The 19,062-nt window shown below is 37.7% G+C and carries 11 protein-coding genes and 1 tRNA gene; 8 read left to right on the top strand and 4 right to left on the bottom strand.

All coding sequences use genetic code 11. The features are described 5' to 3' along the window. Positions 1 to 15 precede the first annotated feature (15 nt). Positions 16 to 294, top strand: a complete 279-nt coding sequence (locus KG732_RS07195; protein ID WP_213521937.1) for an addiction module protein — start codon at positions 16 to 18, stop codon at positions 292 to 294. 3 nt (positions 295 to 297) lie between these two features. Then, the gene (locus KG732_RS07190; RefSeq protein ID WP_213521935.1) at positions 298 to 588 is read left to right on the top strand and encodes a type II toxin-antitoxin system RelE/ParE family toxin; all 291 of its coding nucleotides are present in this window, start codon (positions 298 to 300) and stop codon (positions 586 to 588) included. On the opposite strand, the gene KG732_RS07185 is transcribed toward KG732_RS07190, so the two are convergent. Continuing rightward, on the bottom strand, positions 551 to 1,072 hold the full coding sequence (locus tag KG732_RS07185; protein ID WP_367271488.1) for a transposase: 522 nt from the start codon (positions 1,070 to 1,072) through the stop codon (positions 551 to 553). The two genes, KG732_RS07190 and KG732_RS07185, sit on opposite strands and share 38 nt — an antisense overlap. A gap of 414 nt (positions 1,073 to 1,486) precedes the next feature. On the opposite strand from KG732_RS07185, the gene KG732_RS07180 reads away from it, so the two are divergent. The 4 genes from KG732_RS07180 to KG732_RS07165 all read left to right on the top strand — a co-directional run bounded on the left by KG732_RS07180 (position 1,487) and on the right by KG732_RS07165 (position 11,911). After that, on the top strand, positions 1,487 to 3,331 hold the full coding sequence (locus tag KG732_RS07180) for a tetratricopeptide repeat protein (protein WP_213521933.1): 1,845 nt from the start codon (positions 1,487 to 1,489) through the stop codon (positions 3,329 to 3,331). A 210-nt stretch (positions 3,332 to 3,541) separates the two neighbouring features. Then, the gene (locus KG732_RS07175) at positions 3,542 to 8,992 is read left to right on the top strand and encodes a LamG-like jellyroll fold domain-containing protein (RefSeq protein ID WP_213521931.1); all 5,451 of its coding nucleotides are present in this window, start codon (positions 3,542 to 3,544) and stop codon (positions 8,990 to 8,992) included. Between the two features lie 157 nt (positions 8,993 to 9,149). Then, complete coding sequence (locus KG732_RS07170; RefSeq protein WP_213521929.1) at positions 9,150 to 10,922, top strand: gliding motility-associated C-terminal domain-containing protein; 1,773 nt, start codon at positions 9,150 to 9,152, stop codon at positions 10,920 to 10,922. 104 nt (positions 10,923 to 11,026) lie between these two features. Beyond that, complete coding sequence (locus tag KG732_RS07165) at positions 11,027 to 11,911, top strand: PorP/SprF family type IX secretion system membrane protein (protein WP_213521927.1); 885 nt, start codon at positions 11,027 to 11,029, stop codon at positions 11,909 to 11,911. A gap of 602 nt (positions 11,912 to 12,513) precedes the next feature. On the opposite strand, the gene KG732_RS07160 is transcribed toward KG732_RS07165, so the two are convergent. Continuing rightward, a tRNA-Arg gene (locus tag KG732_RS07160) sits at positions 12,514 to 12,587 on the bottom strand. A gap of 165 nt (positions 12,588 to 12,752) precedes the next feature. On the opposite strand from KG732_RS07160, the gene KG732_RS07155 reads away from it, so the two are divergent. Further along, on the top strand, positions 12,753 to 13,274 hold the full coding sequence (locus tag KG732_RS07155; protein ID WP_213521925.1) for an adenine phosphoribosyltransferase: 522 nt from the start codon (positions 12,753 to 12,755) through the stop codon (positions 13,272 to 13,274). A gap of 429 nt (positions 13,275 to 13,703) precedes the next feature. Here the strand turns inward: KG732_RS07155 and KG732_RS07150 are convergent, their stop codons facing one another. Beyond that, entirely contained in the window at positions 13,704 to 15,266 is a 1,563-nt protein-coding gene (locus KG732_RS07150) for an NAD(P)/FAD-dependent oxidoreductase (RefSeq protein WP_213521923.1), read from the bottom strand. Between the two features lie 295 nt (positions 15,267 to 15,561). Beyond that, positions 15,562 to 16,530: a nitronate monooxygenase family protein gene (locus KG732_RS07145; protein WP_213521921.1), complete on the bottom strand. Its 969-nt coding sequence runs from the start codon at positions 16,528 to 16,530 to the stop codon at positions 15,562 to 15,564. A gap of 166 nt (positions 16,531 to 16,696) precedes the next feature. Here KG732_RS07145 and KG732_RS07140 point away from each other — a divergent pair, with 166 nt between their 5' ends. Continuing rightward, entirely contained in the window at positions 16,697 to 19,060 is a 2,364-nt protein-coding gene (locus tag KG732_RS07140) for a TonB-dependent receptor (RefSeq protein WP_213521919.1), read from the top strand. The last annotated feature ends 2 nt before the right edge of the window (positions 19,061 to 19,062 follow it).

The raw sequence follows: 19,062 nt of genomic DNA, 5'->3' as shown, positions 1-19,062 counted from the left end.
CAAAAACCAAAACTTATGGAGGAGAAATGGTATCTTTACAATAAGAAAAAAGAAATTATTATGGCAACGATAGATTTAAGAAACACCGTCAAAGAGTACATAAACACAGCAGATATAAGACTTTTAAAAATGATAAAGGCATTGGCCGAAAGTTACCAAAACGATGAGCAGGAACTTAGGTTAAGCGAAGAACAATATCAAATGATTGACAAGCGCAGAAAAGCTCACTTAACAGGAGAAAGCAAATCTTTTACCTGGGAGCAAGTCAAACAAAACGCAAGAAAAGCTGGTTGATAAATGGCATTTATTTTAGAAATTAAGGATGAAGCCAATTTAGAAATCATTGAGGCTTATCTTTATTATGAAGAAAAACGTGTTGGGCTGGGCGAAGAATTTTTAGAGCATCTGGACGCTTATTTTGACAGGATTGCCTCGAACCCAAAACACTTCCCGCAAAAGCGTAAACCTTATCGAGAAGCTTTTATAAAACGTTTTCCATTCTTGCTCATTTATGAAACCACAAAAGATAAAGTGATTGTATATTCTGTATTCAACACCTGGCAAGATCCAGAAAAGAAGAATAAATAAATCCCCGCTGCCGCACAAATCCTTTCGTTTGGCTGTACAACCTAAAATATTGGAAAACACAAACACTACCTAACAAACCTTTCTCACCAGCATAATCTAGAGCACTACTATATTTATAATCTTCTGGTCTAAATACAATCCCTTCTTCAACAGGATGGTTGTCAATATAATCAATCTTTTGTTGAATAACCTCATTACTCCATAAATCAATAGGCTTGTTGTTATGTCGCCAAAATTGATGCTTAGTGTTGTTTGAGCTTTTTTCTGCTTCTTTTTTGAAATGATCTAATAAAAATTCTTTTCTACTTTCATTTGGATTTTCTTGAATAGCATTAATTGCGCTTCTACTAGTAAACCGTTGTAAATCTCTCAACAAAAGCTCCGGTTTTTGAGTGTCTAGACTTCTAAAAATTAAATGAACATGATTAGTCATAATACACCATGCATGAATTTCCTTGCCTTTGTTTTTTTGACAAAATTCCAAACTTTCTAAAACTAAAACTTAGTTTTCATTTCTGGTAAAAACATCAAGCCAACTAACTACGGTAAAACTCACAAAATAAAGTCCTTCCGGGTTATAAAATTTATATTCCTACTCATGCTTTTGCTTTATCTCAGATGTAGTAAAAACTTTTTTTATTTACCAGAACCACACGAAGGGATTCTTGCGGTAGCGGGGGGCATATCAAAAATGTGAAGCTTAAATCTATCGCATAAAAAAAGGAAAGCTATTTCTAACTTTCCTTTTATCTTTTACTCATACTCCGTGCTAGTTAAAAACTAGCACTGGCGCCAGCAGGACTAGATCACGAGCGTGACGCTCGCGCCAGCTGTGCTAGCTAAGTAAATAAATATTATGATGTATTTTTGTTTAGTTATTAATTAACAATCACTAAAAATGAATACTCTTTTTTATTTTTTTATTTTTTTATTTTCACCAACATTATTTTTTGCTCAACCTAATGAAAATTCCCTAGAGTTATTGTCAAAATCTAAAAAAAAAGATAAACTATGGGTTGATAATATGTTAATTAACATAGAGCAAATTATTAAAAGCAATCCGAATCTTGCTGTAAAATATTCAAAAATTGCCTTGGATGTTTCTAAAGAAATTTCTTATGAGGAGGGAATCTGGAATTCTTTAATTAATAATGCAGAAGGATTAAATGTGTTAGGTAAATATGAAAATGCAAAAAACCAAATTGAAACTGCTTTAATTGAAATCCCGAATGATAATTCTTTTGATAAAGTCAGTGCTCTTCTAATACTTGGTAAAATAAATTATAATCTTGGATTATACGATTCTGCTTTAGAAAGTTATACAAAAGCTGAAAATCAAATTAATAGCACTAAAAAAAATATTCAACATGCTGATATTTTCAATAATCGGGCAAATGTATATGTCTTAAAAGGTGATAATAAATTAGCAATAGAAAATTATATAAAAGCAGCTAAAATTTATCAAGATTTAAATAATAAGCAATTGCTAGCAATTGTTTACACCAATTTAGGAAATGCAAATGCAAATTTTAAATTATATAATAAATCCATAGAATACTTCAAAAAGTCAGCAGAAATAAATAAAATTTACAATGACTTATCAAATTTATCTATAAACTTTCTTAATATGGGGGTTTCATATAAAGAGATGGATTCCCTAAACACGGCTGCTGCGTATTATGAAAAATCACTAGAGATTGCGAAAAAGGTAGGAAGTAATCTCGTAATGGCGCAAAACTATTCCAATTTAGCAAATATTTATGAAAAAAGAGGTGATCATAAAAAGGCCTTAGCTTTTTATAATTCATCTTTAGATATTTGTAAAAAAGAGAAAATACCCTATGGCTTAGCGCTTAATTATGCTAGTATAGGTGAAACTTATTTTATTCTTAAAAATTATAAAGTTGCTATCGTAAATTTAAATAAGGCTCTAGATTACACAAAAAAATTAGGTATTCCAAAAGAACAATCTAAAGTCTACGAAACATTAACTATGGTCCACAAAGCTATGGGCGATTATAAAAACGCCTTTTACTTTCAATCTTTGTTTAAACAAATAAATGATAGTTTAGTAAATATAGAAAAGCATAAACAAATAGTTGAATTACAAATAAAATATGACACGGCTGAAAAACAAAAAACCATTTCAGAAATGGATGTTAAGCAAATCAGTCAAAAATTAACTATTGGATATTTATTTAGTCTATCCCTTTTGTTAATACTATTGTCGCTTTGGTTTTTTTATAGAAAAAAGCAGTCTTTGCAAGAGAAAAAAATAGCCGAAGTTATCGCAGACAAAATGAAATTAGAGTTAGCCATAAAAAATAATGAATTAGCCCATAAAACTTTAAACATTAGCCATCTTCAGGAAAACAATAAACTCATAGCATCAGATGTTGAAGAAATTTTAAAATTATCAAAAGTTTCTAATATTGAAATCAATCAATTAGTTAGAAAAATTAAATCCTCATCAGAAAGCATCAATATTTGGAATGAATTTGATCTCCGTTTTAAAGAAATTCATGGCACCTTTCATTCAAAAGTTATAGCGATGTATCCAGATTTATCACCGGTTGAACTTCGAATAGTGTCATTGCTTCGCTTAAACTTAACAACTAAAGAAATAGCGGAGATAATGCAACGAAGCATTAAAACTATAGAAAACACTCGTGGAATTATTAGAAAAAAAATAAAGCTTGATAAAAATATAAATCTTACTTCATTTATTTTATCATTTAAATAATAGGCAGTTCTTTGCAGGCTTTATACCGCTTCCTTTTTTTAGCAATTTTTTGATTAAAAAACATCATCTTTTAACTTCCGTAAACTTGACTCCCTAATATAGTAGATAATCTGCATTTTTTACGACTTCGGGGGTTTATCGGGGGGTCTAAAATAGAGTATTAGCTAAATGCTAGTCATAATTTCGTCACATACTTATAAAACGATTATTATGACCTCTAAAATTTTGAAGCTCGCAATGGCTTTGTTACTTTTATTTACGTATTCCTTTGCTTCTGCCCAAAGTTGGCCTCCAATGGGTAGTCGTATAAACGGCGAAAACCCTGGAGATTATTTTGGAAATTCGGTAAGCATAAGTGCTGATGGAACCATACTAGCGTCAGGAGCTCCTGAAAATGACTCCAGTGCAACAAATGCTGGCCAAGTTAGAATTTTTGAGTTTAATGGCACTGATTGGGCACAATTAGGCAATACACTTGTGGGGAATACTGCTAGCATGAAATTTGGGTCCCGTGTAAGTATAAGTGAAGACGGAACGTTAGTTGCTGTAGGAGCCCCGCTTCATAGCACGAGCAGTGGCAATTTTTCTGGACAAGTACAAGTTTTTAAGAACATAAATGGTACGTGGACACAAATTGGAACTAATCTTTATGGTGAGGGTAATGCACATTATTTTGGATGGAATTTAAAATTAAGTGGAGACGGTAACCGATTATTGGTTAGTTCTTATAATGCCCCTGGCGTTAATGGCAACGGTCCCAATGGTTTCGGGTCCGGTTTGGTTTATGCCTATGAATATGACGCAAACACAAGTACATGGATACAACTCGGTTCAACAATTCAAGGACTAACAGGAGCTTTATTAGGGTATGCATTAGATATGGATTATGATGGTAGCCATATAGCGGCTGGTGGCTACGCGTACAATTCATATCAAGGTTTAGTGCAAACCTTTTCCTATAATTCAACAAATTGGGTACAAACAGGTAGCAATATTATAGGTGTCACTACTGGTGATTCATTTGGAACTTCAGTTAGTCTTTCGTCAAATGGAACTAGGCTTGCAGTTGGTTCTACTGGGGCGAATGGGTATGTTGGAAATACCAGAACATTTGATTTTGATAGCAGTACGAATGATTGGGTACAAGTGGGAAGTAATCTAACAGGACTTGCAACATCAAATTATTATGGCTCATCTGTTAGTTTAACTAGTGACGGAAATAAATTAGCTATAGGTGGCATGTCTGGCTCAGGGAACAATGGATATATCCGTGTTTTTGATTTTAACACTAGTACGAATGATTGGGTACAAAATGGATCAGATCTTTTAGGGGTAGCAGACGATTTATTTTTTGGTTGGGATGTCAACTTTAATAATTCTGGCAGTGTATTAGCCACTGGCACGCCTTATACAAGTCTTGGTGTGGCTTACTCATCTGAAGGTGGCGTTACTGTTTTTGGGAATATTTCAACACCAACACCTTGTAATGCAGGATCCTTATGGACTTCTCAGACCTCAGCAGCAGATAATCTGTGGAGAGGCGTAACCTACGGTAATGGCTTGTATGTGGCTGTTGCTTCTTCGGGTGCGGGCAACCGAGTAATGACAAGCCCAGATGCAATTACTTGGACAACACAAAATTCAGTAGTGGCCAACCTATGGAGAGATGTTACTTATGGCAATGGCCTTTTTGTGGCGGTTGCGGGGTCTGGTTCAGGCAATCGAGTTATGACTAGCCCAGATGGAATTAATTGGACATCTCGAACTTCGGCTGCAGATATTGTGTGGAATAGAGTTACCTATGGTAATGGACTATTTGTAGCGGTTGCGGGTACTGGCGCGAACCGCGTAATGACAAGCCCTGATGGTATCACTTGGACGGCCCAAAATGCAGCTGCACTTAATGTTTGGAATGACGTGGTGTATGGAAATGGCCTTTTTGTAGCGGTATCTAATACTGGAAGCAGCAATCGTGTAATGACGAGTCCTGATGGTATTAATTGGACATCTCGAATGTCTGCGGCTGATAATAGTTGGAACGATATTACCTATGGCAATGGACTATTTGTAGCAGTGGCCCAAACTGGAACGGGAAACAGGGTCATGACCAGTCCTGATGGTATCACTTGGACAGCGCAATTGTCTGCGGAAGATAATGTTTGGCTTAGTGTTACCTATGGTAATGGTTTATTTGTAGCAGTAGCTGGCAGTGGTTCAAATCGTGTTATGACGAGCCCTGATGGTGTTACATGGACGGCACATGCATCGGCTGCAAGCAATGGTTGGGTTAGTGTAATCTATGAAAATAATATGTTTGTAGCTGTATCGTTCAATGGTACAGGTAATCGTGTTATGACCTCAATATGTTCTACCGTGGTTGCTACCCCAACCATTACTTATGATGCTACTCAAATTACAAGTTTTACAAGCTGTTCAGGTACAGCCTCAGCAGAACAAACACTTACTGTTTCTGGAACTGATTTAACAGCCGATGTTATCGTAACCGCCCCAACCAATTTTGAGGTGAGCTTAACATCAGGTTCTGGTTTTGCAAGTTCTGTAAATATAACAGCTAGCGGTACTTTAAGCGCAACAACCGTTTATGTTAGAGTAACTAATTCGGCAACATCAGGTGCTATTTCAGGATCTTTAACAATGTCATCTATTGGAGCAACAGATCAGACCGTGAATTTAGCAGGTACTGTTGATTCTACATGTACACCAGCCTGCAATGCAGGTATCTCATGGATGTCACAAACTACACCTGCAGATAATAATTGGAAAAGTGTTACCTATGGTAATGGTCTATTTGTGGCTGTTTCGATTAGTGGCGCAGGTAACCGTGTAATGACGAGCCCTGATGGGATTACGTGGACTTCGCAAACCTCAGCTGAAGATAATTTTTGGCTAGGTGTTACTTATGGTAATGGACTGTTTGTTGCAGTATCAAGCACTGGCACACACCGTGTGATGACTAGCCCTGATGGGATTAACTGGACAGCAAGAACTGCAGCTGCGGCTAATTTTTGGACTAGTATTACCTATGATAATGATAATAGCCAATTTGTGGCTGTTGCACTTAATGGTTCCAACCGTGTGATGACGAGCCCTGACGGGATTACTTGGACTTCACAAACCGCCGCTGCAAATGAATCATGGTTTAGTGTTACTTACGGTAATGGTTTATTTGTTGCAGTGTCAACCAGTGGTACCGGTAACCGTGTAATGACGAGCCCTGATGGGATTACTTGGACAACAAGAGCTGAAGCTGTGGATAATAATTGGCAGAGTGTCACTTACGGGAATGGCCTGTTTGTAGCTGTTGCGTCTAGTGGAACGGGAAACCGAGTCATGACCAGTCCTGATGGTATCACTTGGACAGCGCAAGTGTCTACGGAAGATAATTTTTGGAAGAGTGTTATCTATGGTAATGGTTTATTTGTAGCAGTAGCAAGCGATGGTTCAAATCGTGTTATGACGAGCCCTGATGGTGTTACTTGGACAGCACAATCAGCGGCTGCAAGTTATGCTTGGACTAGTGTTACCTATGGGAACAATATGTTTGTGGCTGTTTCACCTCCTGGTTCTGGTAACTGTGTCATGACCTCAGTTTGTTCTACTGTGGTTGCTACACCAACAATTACCGTTGATTCAACATCTATTTCAAGCTTTACTGCCTGTTCAGGTACAGCCTCAGCAGAACAAACACTTACTGTTTCTGGAACTGATTTAACAGCCGATGTTATGGTAACCGCCCCAACCAATTTTGAGGTGAGCTTAACATCAGGTTCTGGTTTTGCAAGTTCTGTAAATATAACAGCTAGCGGTACTTTAAGCGCAACAACCGTTTATGTTAGAGTAACTAATTCGGCAACATCAGGTGCTATTTCAGGATCTTTAACAATGTCATCTATTGGAGCAACAGATCAGACCGTGAATTTATCGGGAGTTGTTAATTCAATATTTAATTTAGATTCTTTTTTACCTATTTCTGGTACTTCTGGCTCAACAGTAACGATTACAGGCACTACTTTTACAGGGGTTACTGCTGTGAAATTTAATGGAGTTAATGCTGCTTCTTTCACTGTTGTTGATGACAACACCATAACAGCTATTACACCATCTACTCTTACAGATGGTAAAATAAGTCTAACAACTGCTTGCGGTACTGTTCAAAGTGCAACCGATTTTACGGTTGCTATAGCAGCAACACCAAGGATTATTTCAAATAGATCATTAAATTTTGATGCCACTGCTGGTCAGACGGTTGATATAAACCCAATGATTCCATACTCATCAAGTTATACTGTTATGGGATGGGTAAATATTATAGGATCATTTTCAAATATATTTACTTGGGGAAGTCCTATTACCAATAATTACTTTAAGATTGAAACTAATTTTAGCGGAAAATTAAGGTATTATGTGCCTTCTGGTGGTGCAGTAGTAGAATCAACTACAATTATTAAAAATTCGGGTTGGGTTCATATCGCCGTTACAAATAATGCAGGGTCTATTACTCTCTATGTAAATGGAGTAGCAGAGAATACAGGAACTGAAACGAGAATTATTACACCCACAACATCTTCAATGGGAGCTGCATTATTAAATGGTTCTATACAAGGTTCAAATAATGGAACAATAGACGAACTCTCAATTTGGAACAGTGCTCTTACTAATGTTGACATCAACAATTTTATGAGAGATAGCCCTGATGGTACTGAAACAGGGGTTGTAGCTTTTTACGATTTTAACAATATCTATATCACTCCTGGTGGAGATAATACCTCTGTTTCACAAGCTACAATATTGACAGATATGAGTGGAAATGGATATACTGGTACATTATCTTCATTTTCTTTAAATGGCCCTACTGGTAATTGGGTAACTACCCAAATTCCAAGTTTTACTGCATGTTCAGGCACAGCCTCAGCAGAACAAACACTTACTGTTTCTGGAACTGATTTAACAGCCGATGTTATCGTAACCGCCCCAACCAATTTTGAGGTGAGCTTAACATCAGGTTCTGGTTTTGCAAGTTCTGTAAATATAACAGCTAGCGGTACTTTAAGCGCAACAACCGTTTATGTTAGAGTAACTAATTCGGCAACATCAGGTGCTATTTCAGGATCTTTAACAATGTCATCTATTGGAGCAACAGATCAAACAGTAAGTCTAACTGGAGTTGTTAATGCTATTTCCTTAACTCCAGCTTCACAAACTAATGTATCTTGTAACTCAGGAGCTAATGGTTCCGCTACAGTTGCTGTTGCTGGTGGAACGGCTGGATATACCTACTCTTGGGCTCCATCTGGTGGAACGGCCGCTACAGCTTCAGGACTGTCAGCAGGTGCATATACCGTGACTGTTACTGATGCGAATTCTTGTACCGCTACACAAAGTTTTACAATCACAGAGCCAACTGCTCTTGTAGCAACTCCAGCTTCACAAACCAATGTATCTTGTAACTCAGGAGCTAATGGTTCCGCTACAGTTGCTGTTGCTGGTGGAACGCCCGGATATACTTATTCTTGGGCTCCATCTGGTGGAACTGCCGCTACAGCTTCAGGACTGTCAGCAGGTGCATATACCGTGACTGTTACTGATGCGAATTCTTGTACCGCTAAAGTTTTACAATCACAGAGCCAACTGCTCTTATAGCAACTCAGCTTCACAAACCAATGTATCTTGTAACTCAGGAATTTAATGGTTCCATGCAGTTGCTGTTGCTGGTGGAACGCCCGGATATACTTATTCTTGGGCTCCATCTGGTGGAACTGCCGCTACAGCTTCAGGACTGTCAGCAGGTGCATATACCGTGACTGTTACTGATGCGAATTCTTGTACCGCTACACAAAGTTTTACAATCACAGAGCCAACTGCTCTTGTAGCAACTCCAGCTTCACAAACTAATGTATCTTGTAACTCAGGAGCTAATGGTTCCGCTACAGTTGCTGTTGCTGGTGGAACGGCTGGATATACCTACTCTTGGGCTCCATCTGGTGGAACTGCCGCTACGGCTTCAGGACTGTCAGCAGGTGCATATACCGTGACTGTTACTGATGCGAATTCTTGTACCGCTACACAAAGTTTTACAATCACAGAGCCAACTGCTCTTGTAGCAACTCCAGCTTCACAAACTAATGTATCTTGTAACTCAGGAGCTAATGGTTCCGCTACAGTTGCTGTTGCTGGTGGAACGCCCGGATATACCTACTCTTGGGCTCCATCTGGTGGAACGGCCTCTACAGCTTCAGGACTGTCAGCAGGTGCATATACCGTGACTGTTACTGATGCGAATTCTTGTACCGCTACACAAAGTTTTACAATCACAGAGCCAACTGCTCTTGTAGCAACTCCAGCGTCACAAACCAATGTATCTTGTAACTCAGGAGCTAATGGTTCCGCTACAGTTGCTGTTGCTGGTGGAACGCCCGGATATACCTACTCTTGGGCTCCTTCAGGAGGTTCAAATGCTACTGCAACTGGCTTAATGGACGGGATATATGTTGTTACTGTTACAGATGCAAATGGATGTACAACTACTCAAACGTTCACAATTGGAACAATAGTAGATGTTACTAATCCTACCATTTCAGCACCAGCTGCAATTAACACTACAACTAATTCAGGTTGCACTGCTACAGGGGTTGCTTTAGGGACACCAATAACTGCAGACAACTGTACAGTGGCAAGTGTGACTAACGATGCGCCATTAGGTTTCCCAATAGGAAACACAACAGTAACATGGACAGTAATAGATGGTTTAGGAAATACTACAACGGCTACTCAAGTAGTAACAGTTCAAGATACAACTCTGCCAACAGTTACTACCCAACCAGTAACGGTTACTTTAGATGCTACTGGAGAAGTAAGAATTACTGCGTCTCAGATAGACAATGGTTCAACGGATAACTGTACAATTGCAAGTATTACAATAGATATCGAAAATTTTAACTGTAATAACTTAGGTGCTAACACGGTGACTTTAACGGTAACAGATATTTATGGAAATATTGCGACACAAACTGCAATTGTAACGGTAATATCTACAGATGGAGATAATGATAATGATGGCATTAAAGATAATTGTGACGATGATGATGATAATGATGGAGTAATTGACATTGATGATAATTGTCCTTTAACTTATAATCCTGACCAAGCAGATAATGATAATGATGGCTTAGGAGATATATGTGATGATGATGATGATGATGATGGAATTGATGATGTGAATGACAACTGTCCATTAACTTATAACCCATACCAAGAGGATAGAGATAATGATGGTATAGGAGATGTTTGTGATACGATAGAGATCAACATATCGCAAGCAATTACACCAAATGGAGATGGTATAAATGATACGTGGATGATTTACAATATTGAAAACCACCCAAATAATTATGTGCGTGTTTTCAACCGTTGGGGAGATTTAGTGTTTGAGGCTAGAAACTACCAAAATGATTGGGATGGACATTTTAAAAACAGATCTCAATCTTTACCAGATAGTGGTTCTTACTATTACCAAATTGATTTAGATGGTAATGGGACAATTTATGACGGTTGGGTTTATATCTCTAAATAATTTTTAGAACTATGGAAATGCCATGAGTTGTAAATCGCAAAATCCAACGAGATTTTATTCATGGCATTACATATGAAAATGAAAAAACAATAAATATCTACACAATGAAAAAAACAATAATTCTAATAGCTCTTCTTTTACTAACAAGCAGTAGTCTATTGGCTCAACAAGAGAGTATTATTACTTTCTATAGAAATCATTTAAATTTAGTGAATCCTGCTTATGTAGGAGTAGAAGCAGAAAGTAGTATTCAGTCATCCATTAGAAGCCAATGGACAGGAGTAGAAAATGCTCCAGAGACTCAAGCTTTTTCTTTTATGGCACCTTTAGGAGAAAAGAAATTCTCATTAGGACTTTCTTTTGTTCACGACAAAGTTTTTATTGAGAAACAAACTTTTTTTGCAATTGATTTATCTTACGATGTTAAATTATCGGACAAGCTAGATTTATTTATGGGTGTAAAAGTTGGAGGTAATAACTATGAAGTAAATACTAGCGGATTACAAACCTATAACTTTGTTGTGGATCCAAGTTTACAATCCTTTTCAAGATTTAATCCCAATATTGGAATGGGGTTTTACTTAAAACATGAGAAATACTATGTTTCTTTATCTACCCCAAAAATGTTAAATACACAAAGAGCAAAAAACGAGGATGGTTACGCTACTGTATCAACAGATCGTGTACACTTTTATATGTCAAGTGGATACAATTTTGAACTAAGTTCTTCGGTTGACTTATTGCCATCGGTGATTGTCCGTTATGTAAACGGAGCACCATTTTCATCTGACTTTACAGCAACAACCATTTTTAATAAAAAATTTGATCTTGGAGTAACTTACAGAACAGACAATTCGTTAGCAGGAATGGTTAAAATCGCTATTAACAAAAGACTACAATTAGGTTTCGCATATGAATACATGATGCAAAGACAATTGTTAGCAAGAGCAAATAATACTAATGAATTTTACTTAAAATTTAATCTTTAAAGTAAAAAAATAAACATATAATTTTATTGCATTTTTATAAAGAAATTTGACTGGCCCTAAATAATAGATACAGATTATTAAACAATGATGATTAATTAAACACTTGCAAAAACGTTTTTACAAGTGTTTTTCTTTTCTATGTTTTCTCTGATTATTCTGAGCGCTTTCAAACAAACCAAATCTGTTTAAAGTAGTAATATTTCCATTCTTATCATAATTAACATCATTAATGGAATAATTCTCCAGTGCCAGCTGGGAAAGCTATCTCTAACCTTCCTGTTTTTCTTAACTCTTATTGTGTAGATCGCGAGCGGGAAGCTCCCGCCACCAGGGAGACCTCGGTAGGATTGCCTATCATAAATGAGGTCGATGTTGCAAATACAACTGCCAGCCTTTGCAAGTCTGGTGTCTTAAAACAAAAAACCTTGATCAAGCGAGCTTGTCAAGGTTTCTATGTTTTAATTCACAACGCAGTTGTGAGTGATGGTGACCTCGGCAGGATTCGCTCCGCGCATCCCTCAAAGCTCCGCTTTGAAAATAAAAAATCCGCAAACAAAATTTTGAGTAAACTCAATTTCATTTGCAGATTTTATATTTATTCGTGACCTCGGCAGGATTCAAACCTGCAACCTCCACAGCCGTAATGTGGTGCACTATTCAGTTATGCTACGAGGCCAAAGAACAAAAGACTTGTTGCTTTTGCGGCTGCAAATATACGAGAATTTAGAATATTGTCAACTTTATTCAACATTAAACTCAAAATTATTTTTCTCTAAAAATTATTTTTAAAAATCGCTACTTCAAATAGGCAACTAAGACTTGCCTTTTCTATATTTAACCCATGAATAATCCTTACCTAGCAAAACATATCATAGACATTCCTGATTTTCCAAAACCAGGGATTATTTTTAAAGATATCTCCCCATTATTAGCCTCTATAGAAGCTAGAGATTTAATGATTCAACACTTGATCCAGCCATTTCAAAATCAAAAAATTGATGTAGTTGTTGGAATAGAATCAAGAGGCTTTCTTTTTGGAATGCTTATGGCAGATGCGCTAGACGCCAAGTTTGTGATGCTGCGCAAACCTGGAAAACTACCGGGTAAAATAATGAGTCAAGAATATCAACTAGAGTACGGGTCTGACACTATTGAAATGCAGGAGGCAGCTATTAACAGTACGGATAGTGTCCTTATTCATGATGATGTGCTAGCCACTGGAGGTACCGCAGCGGCCGCACACGCATTAATCCATCAAACTGGAGCTGAAGTCTTAGGTTATAGTTTTATAATTGAATTAGACTTCTTAAATGGCAGGCAATTACTTCCAAATAAAAATATAACTAGTGTTTTAAACTACTAAGTATATTTTACAAAAAGAATCTGTTACATTTTAACAGGTTTCCTTTCCTTCTAGGTTAACGACGGGCTTTAGTAATGATCAGTGCTGTTAATATTCCCGCTTTCGCGAAAGCGGAACTTATATCAAAACGCTTACTTTTCTAGTAGGTTTTTCGACCAGTTCAAAGCTTTTACGTAGAAGTTGCTTTAAAACTTTGTTGTTTTATTTCAATTTCTAATGAAGTAACCATTGTCACGCTTAACAGGCTATAAAAAACCGTTTTATGCATCCTGATAATTATAATGCATCAGGTGTTTGAACAATACAACCAGCTTTACATAGGATAAAATAGACCCTAAATAAGGTTTAGGGATTTCAATAATTTGATACGGAAGGAATCAATAGTTGTTACCTCCTACATAAATAACCTTTCTTAGCTCAAAGGTATTGCTATGAAGACTTGTATGATTTTTCAATAATACGGTCCATACAATTAATACCGTCTATTGCGGCACTTATAATACCTCCTGCATAGCCTGCTCCTTCGGCACAAGGATATAAACCCTTAATTTCTATATGTTCCATAGTAAACGGATCTCTTGGAATTTGCACTGGAGAGCTTGTACGACTTTCTGGTGCGTGAAGCACCGCCTCATTGGTGTAATAGCCTTTCATTTTTTTACCGAAAGCTATAAAAGCAGCACTTAAACGAGTGGCTAGCATTTCTGGAAGTACTTTGTTCAAATCAACACTTGTTAAACCAGGAAAATAGGAGGTTTTAGGAAAGTCAGTGGACAGTTTTCCCTCTACAAAGTCTTGCATACGTTGGGCAGGAACCTTTTGAGTTTTCCCAGCAGCAACCCAACAGTCGTATTCCACTTTTTTCTGAAAATTAAGGGACACAAACGGATCTTCAGGATCGTAATTAGGTAAGTCTTCTGGAGATACACTGACCACAATCCCGCTGTTAGCATATGGATTATTGCGTTTGCTCGGGCTCCAACCATTGGTAACCACCTCATTTGTAGCTGTGGCACATGGTGCAATAATACCACCTGGGCACATACAAAAGGAGTACACTCCCATTCCGTCTACTTGCTCTACAAGACTGTAACTGGCTGGTGGCAAATAAGGGTTTTGATCATCGCCATGGTATTGAATCTGATCAATCAACTCTTGTTGATGCTCTACCCTGACGCCTATAGCAAATGCTTTTGCCTGTACCTTGATACCTCTTTTGTGAAGTAAATAAAAAATATCTCTAGCCGAATGACCGGTTGCTAGGATAAGGTTGTCGTAGGGAATCCATTCCCTGTCATTGATCTGAATCGCCTTAATTTGTTGATTCTCATGACGTATATCCGTCATTTTAGACTCAAAATGTACTTTCCCACCAGCTTTTTCAATTGCTTCCCGCATAGAAGTAATAATCTGCGGTAATTTATTGGTCCCTATGTGAGGATGTGCATCTACCAGTATGTCGGGCGTAGCACCAAAATCAACAAACCATTCCAAAGCTTTTAGCACGTTACCTCTTTTCTTAGATCGGGTATATAATTTACCGTCGCTGTAGGTTCCAGCGCCTCCTTCTCCATAACAATAATTGGATTCAGGATTGACGATATGATCTTTATTAATCGCAGCAAGATCCCGTCTTCTAGAGCGCACATCTTTACCACGTTCATAGACGATAGGTTTTAATCCGCCCTCAATAGCTCTTAATGCTGCATATAACCCCGCAGGACCAGCTCCTATGATAGCCACTTCTTTTGATTGAGAAACATCTCGAATTTGATACACCTCTCTTTCAGGAATATCTTCTCCTTGAAGCCATAGCTCTATTTGTAAATTAAATGTTACTTTTTTCTGTCTGGCATCTATAGAACGCTTTCTGATATTCCATTTCTGGACATCATCCATACGCACATCTATTTTTTCAAAAACCTTATTCAGAATATGATTTTCATCTTCCAGATAATGGGGTAAAATAGATATTTGTACTAGTTGGCTCATGGGGCAAAGGTAATTGGAAATAATTCCAAAATGTAACATCAAAAATGAACATTCAAAGTTCCAAGTCGTATGTCAATTGGAGCAAGAGTAAAGAACGTTTTGAGTTTAAGATCTAGTATCTAAAAAACTACTAGTTGAAACTCTCTAAAAAAAGCCGTCACAACGAAAAAAAATATCTAGAACAAATTCCTTACCACCTTTACGACGCTCAACTCAGCAGAGGTTGACCTTCTCTATCTCATCAATTTGCCTTAGCAAATTATCAAATCACGAAATCAACAAATTTTCATATCAATCAACTGTACTTCTTTAAGTTTTCTAGTTGCTTTTCTACGGCGGCTTTAAACTCTGCTTTCATCCTAGCTATAAGTGTTGCGGCTGGTATACTATCTTTTATAGTGGCACTACCTTGTCCCGCACTCCAGATGGTTTTCCAGGCTTTGGCCTCGGTGTCCATTTCTTTACCAAAGTCAATTTTTACTTTGGCTTTCATTTGCTCTTCTGTAATTCCTGCTGCTTGTAAACTAGCGCCTAAAAAATTAGCACTCACTCCAGAGATCGCAGCAGTGTAAACAATATCACTACAACCAGCCTTTATGATCATATCTCGGTATTCATCTGTGGCCTTAGATTCGTCTGTATTGATAAAACGCGTTCCCATATAAGCGAGATCTGCACCCATTTGTAAAGCACTAGCCACGTCTTGACCAGAGCTCATGGCTCCAGCTAGCAAAATGGTACCGTCAAAGAACTCTTTAACTTCTCTTATAAAAGGCATCGGGTTGAGAACACCCGCATGCCCTCCAGCTCCTGCGCAAACCAAGATCAGTCCGTCTACTCCTGCTTCTTGTGCTTTTTGAGCATGGCGTTTTTTAATCACATCGTGAAAAACAACACCACCATAACTGTGTACCGCATCTACCACATCACTTACCGCTCCTAAAGAAGTAATGATCAACGGTACTTGATGCTTCATACATAACCTCAAATCTGCTTGAAGTCGCGGATTGCTTCCATGAACGATCAAGTTCACACCAAAAGGCGCTGCTTTTTTACCGGTTGCTTCTTCCCAATTCTTAAGTTCTGTTTTGATTTGTACCAACCATTCTTCAAAGCCTTCGCTAGATCGTTGGTTCAAGGCCGGAAAGGTACCTACTATTCCATTTTTACAACAAGAAATAACTAGCTCTGGCCCTGATATTAAAAACATAGGGGCTGCTACTACAGGTAAAGAAAGTTGGTCGGTAAGTTGTGCTGTTGTCATGGAACTAGTTTTTACCAAAGTTACTAAAGTGAGCTACGATGTGTGCATCCTAGTTTAAAAAGATATTAAATTAAATGTAAAGCTTAGCTTTAGAAAGCATTTGGACTTTACTTTTACATCATGTTTTTATTTACATCATTAATTATCAAGAACTAATACCTAACTATTGAAGAATATTGTACTTATAAGTGTTTTTACCTTTCTCGCTTTCGCGAAAGCGCACTCGCAAAAAGCCACGCTTTCAGGAACTATTATCGAGGAAGGAACTGGTGAAACTTTGCTCAACGTTACTGTCAACATCATCGAATTAAAAACCGGAACCATTACCAACGCTTACGGTTATTATTCCATCACCTTGCCTACAGGAGCTTATACGGTGCAATATTCCAGCATAGGATATGCCACTGTAGTAAAAAAGATCTCCCTGAACGAAAACGTAAAACTAGACCTAGCTTTAAAAGAACAAGGTGAGGAACTAGACGCCATTGTCATCACTGCCGATGTAGAAAAGATGAGCACTAAATCACCTCAAATGAGCGTGAACGCACTGTCTATAGAAACCATTAGAAAAGTTCCTGTGGTACTTGGAGAAACTGATCTTATCAAAGCCCTCACCTTACTTCCTGGAGTTAGTAACGCAGGTGAAGGATCTGCTGGCTTTAACGTAAGAGGTGGCTCAGCAGACCAGAATTTGGTGCTACTGGACGAAGCTACTCTTTATGGAAGTGACCACTTGTTTGGTTTTTTCTCGGTCTTTAACCCAGATGCAATAAAAGATTTAAAACTTTACAAAGGTGGGATCCCAGCGCGATATGGCGGTCGTGTTTCTAGTGTACTGGACATTTATCAACGCGATGGAAACAAACAAAAATTTAGCGGTACAGGAGGAATAGGCCTTGTATCGAGCAGGTTGCTATTTGAAGGTCCTATTATCAAAGAAAAGGCTTCGTTTTTAATAGGTGGACGTAGTAGTTATGCACATTTATTCTTGCCATTATTTGATGTTGATAATGTTGCTTATTTCTACGATCTCAACGCCAAAGCCAGTTTTAACCTAGATGACAACAACCGTCTGTATATGTCTAGCTACTTCGGTAGGGATGTTTTTAATGTGAATAATCTTTTTGGCAACACTTTCGGCAATAGTTTTGTGAATATCAGGTGGAACCATATTTATAATGAAAAATGGTTTTCCAATGCTTCTGTAATTTATAGTGATTACAACTACGGACTGGAATTACAATTTGTCGAGTTTACCTTTGATAGTGGTATTACTAATATGAATGTTAAATACGACCTGACCAATTTTGTCAATGATAAGGTAAAAATGAAATACGGAATCAATTCCATTTATTACGAGTTTGATCCAGGAAGAATAAAGCCTACCACCGCTACAAGTGGTATCAACGATAGGCAGCTGATTAAAAAATACGCTTGGGAGAACGGCATCTATGCAGATGGAGAATTTAAAATAAGCGACCAAATCAATATCAATGCGGGTTTAAGAATAAGCAGTTTTAATAGGTTAGGTCAAGAAAGCCTTAATATCTATGAAAACAACCAACCTCTATTGTATAATGAAGATCTAGAAATTTATGAAAGCGCCACACCTACAGCTTCTTTTTCTAGCAGTCGCAGTGAAACCCTAAAGTCCTTTGTCAACTTAGAGCCTAGGTTTTCCATTGCTTACTCCTTAGATGAGGATACGAGTATCAAAGCAAGCTACCAGCGTATCAATCAATACATCCACTTGATTTCTAATACCAATGCTCCTACTCCATTTGATCTTTATGCCCCTAGCGGAACCTTTATAGAACCACAAAAAGGAACTCAAGTCGCTGCTGGTTTTTTTAAGAACATAGGGAACTACTCCATAGAAACCGAAGCCTTTTATAAAACCGTAAAAAACCGGTTGGACTATATCGATGGTGCTGATTTAATTGCCAATGATGCCGTAGAGCAAATTTTACTAGAAGGAGAAGCTCGAGCTTATGGTCTGGAGTTTTTACTGAGAAAAAATGAAGGGAAACTTCAAGGATGGATTGCTTATACCCTATCCAAAAGTGAACAACGCACCCCTGGAAGAACCGCGATGGAACCAGGAATTAATAATGGAGACTGGTACAATGCCGCTTGGGATAAAACACACGATCTTACCCTAACGGCAAATTACAACTTGAATAAAAAGTGGGATCTAGGCGCTAATTTTACCCTGCAAACTGGACAACCTGTTACCTATCCTAACGGTCAGTATCAATTTGACAGCTTGTTTATCCCTACTTATGAATCTAGAAATAGCAGCCGCCTGCCTATGGTGCATCGACTAGATTTTTCGGCTACCTATACTCCTCAACCGGACAAGAAGAAAGGCTGGCAATCCAGCTGGGTGTTTAGTTTATACAATGCCTATAACCGAAGAAATGCGGTGAGTATCTCTTTTGCAGAAAATGAAGATACCAATAGAAATGAAGCGACGAGGCTTGCTATATTTGGCGTAGTTCCTGCGGTCACCTATAATTTTAAATTTTAAGA

The organism is Nonlabens sp. (assembly GCF_018401815.1).
Lineage (GTDB): Bacteria > Bacteroidota > Bacteroidia > Flavobacteriales > Flavobacteriaceae > Nonlabens.
The sequence above is the reverse complement of the archived record's forward strand: the minus strand, read 5'-3'. Positions and strand labels throughout refer to the sequence as shown.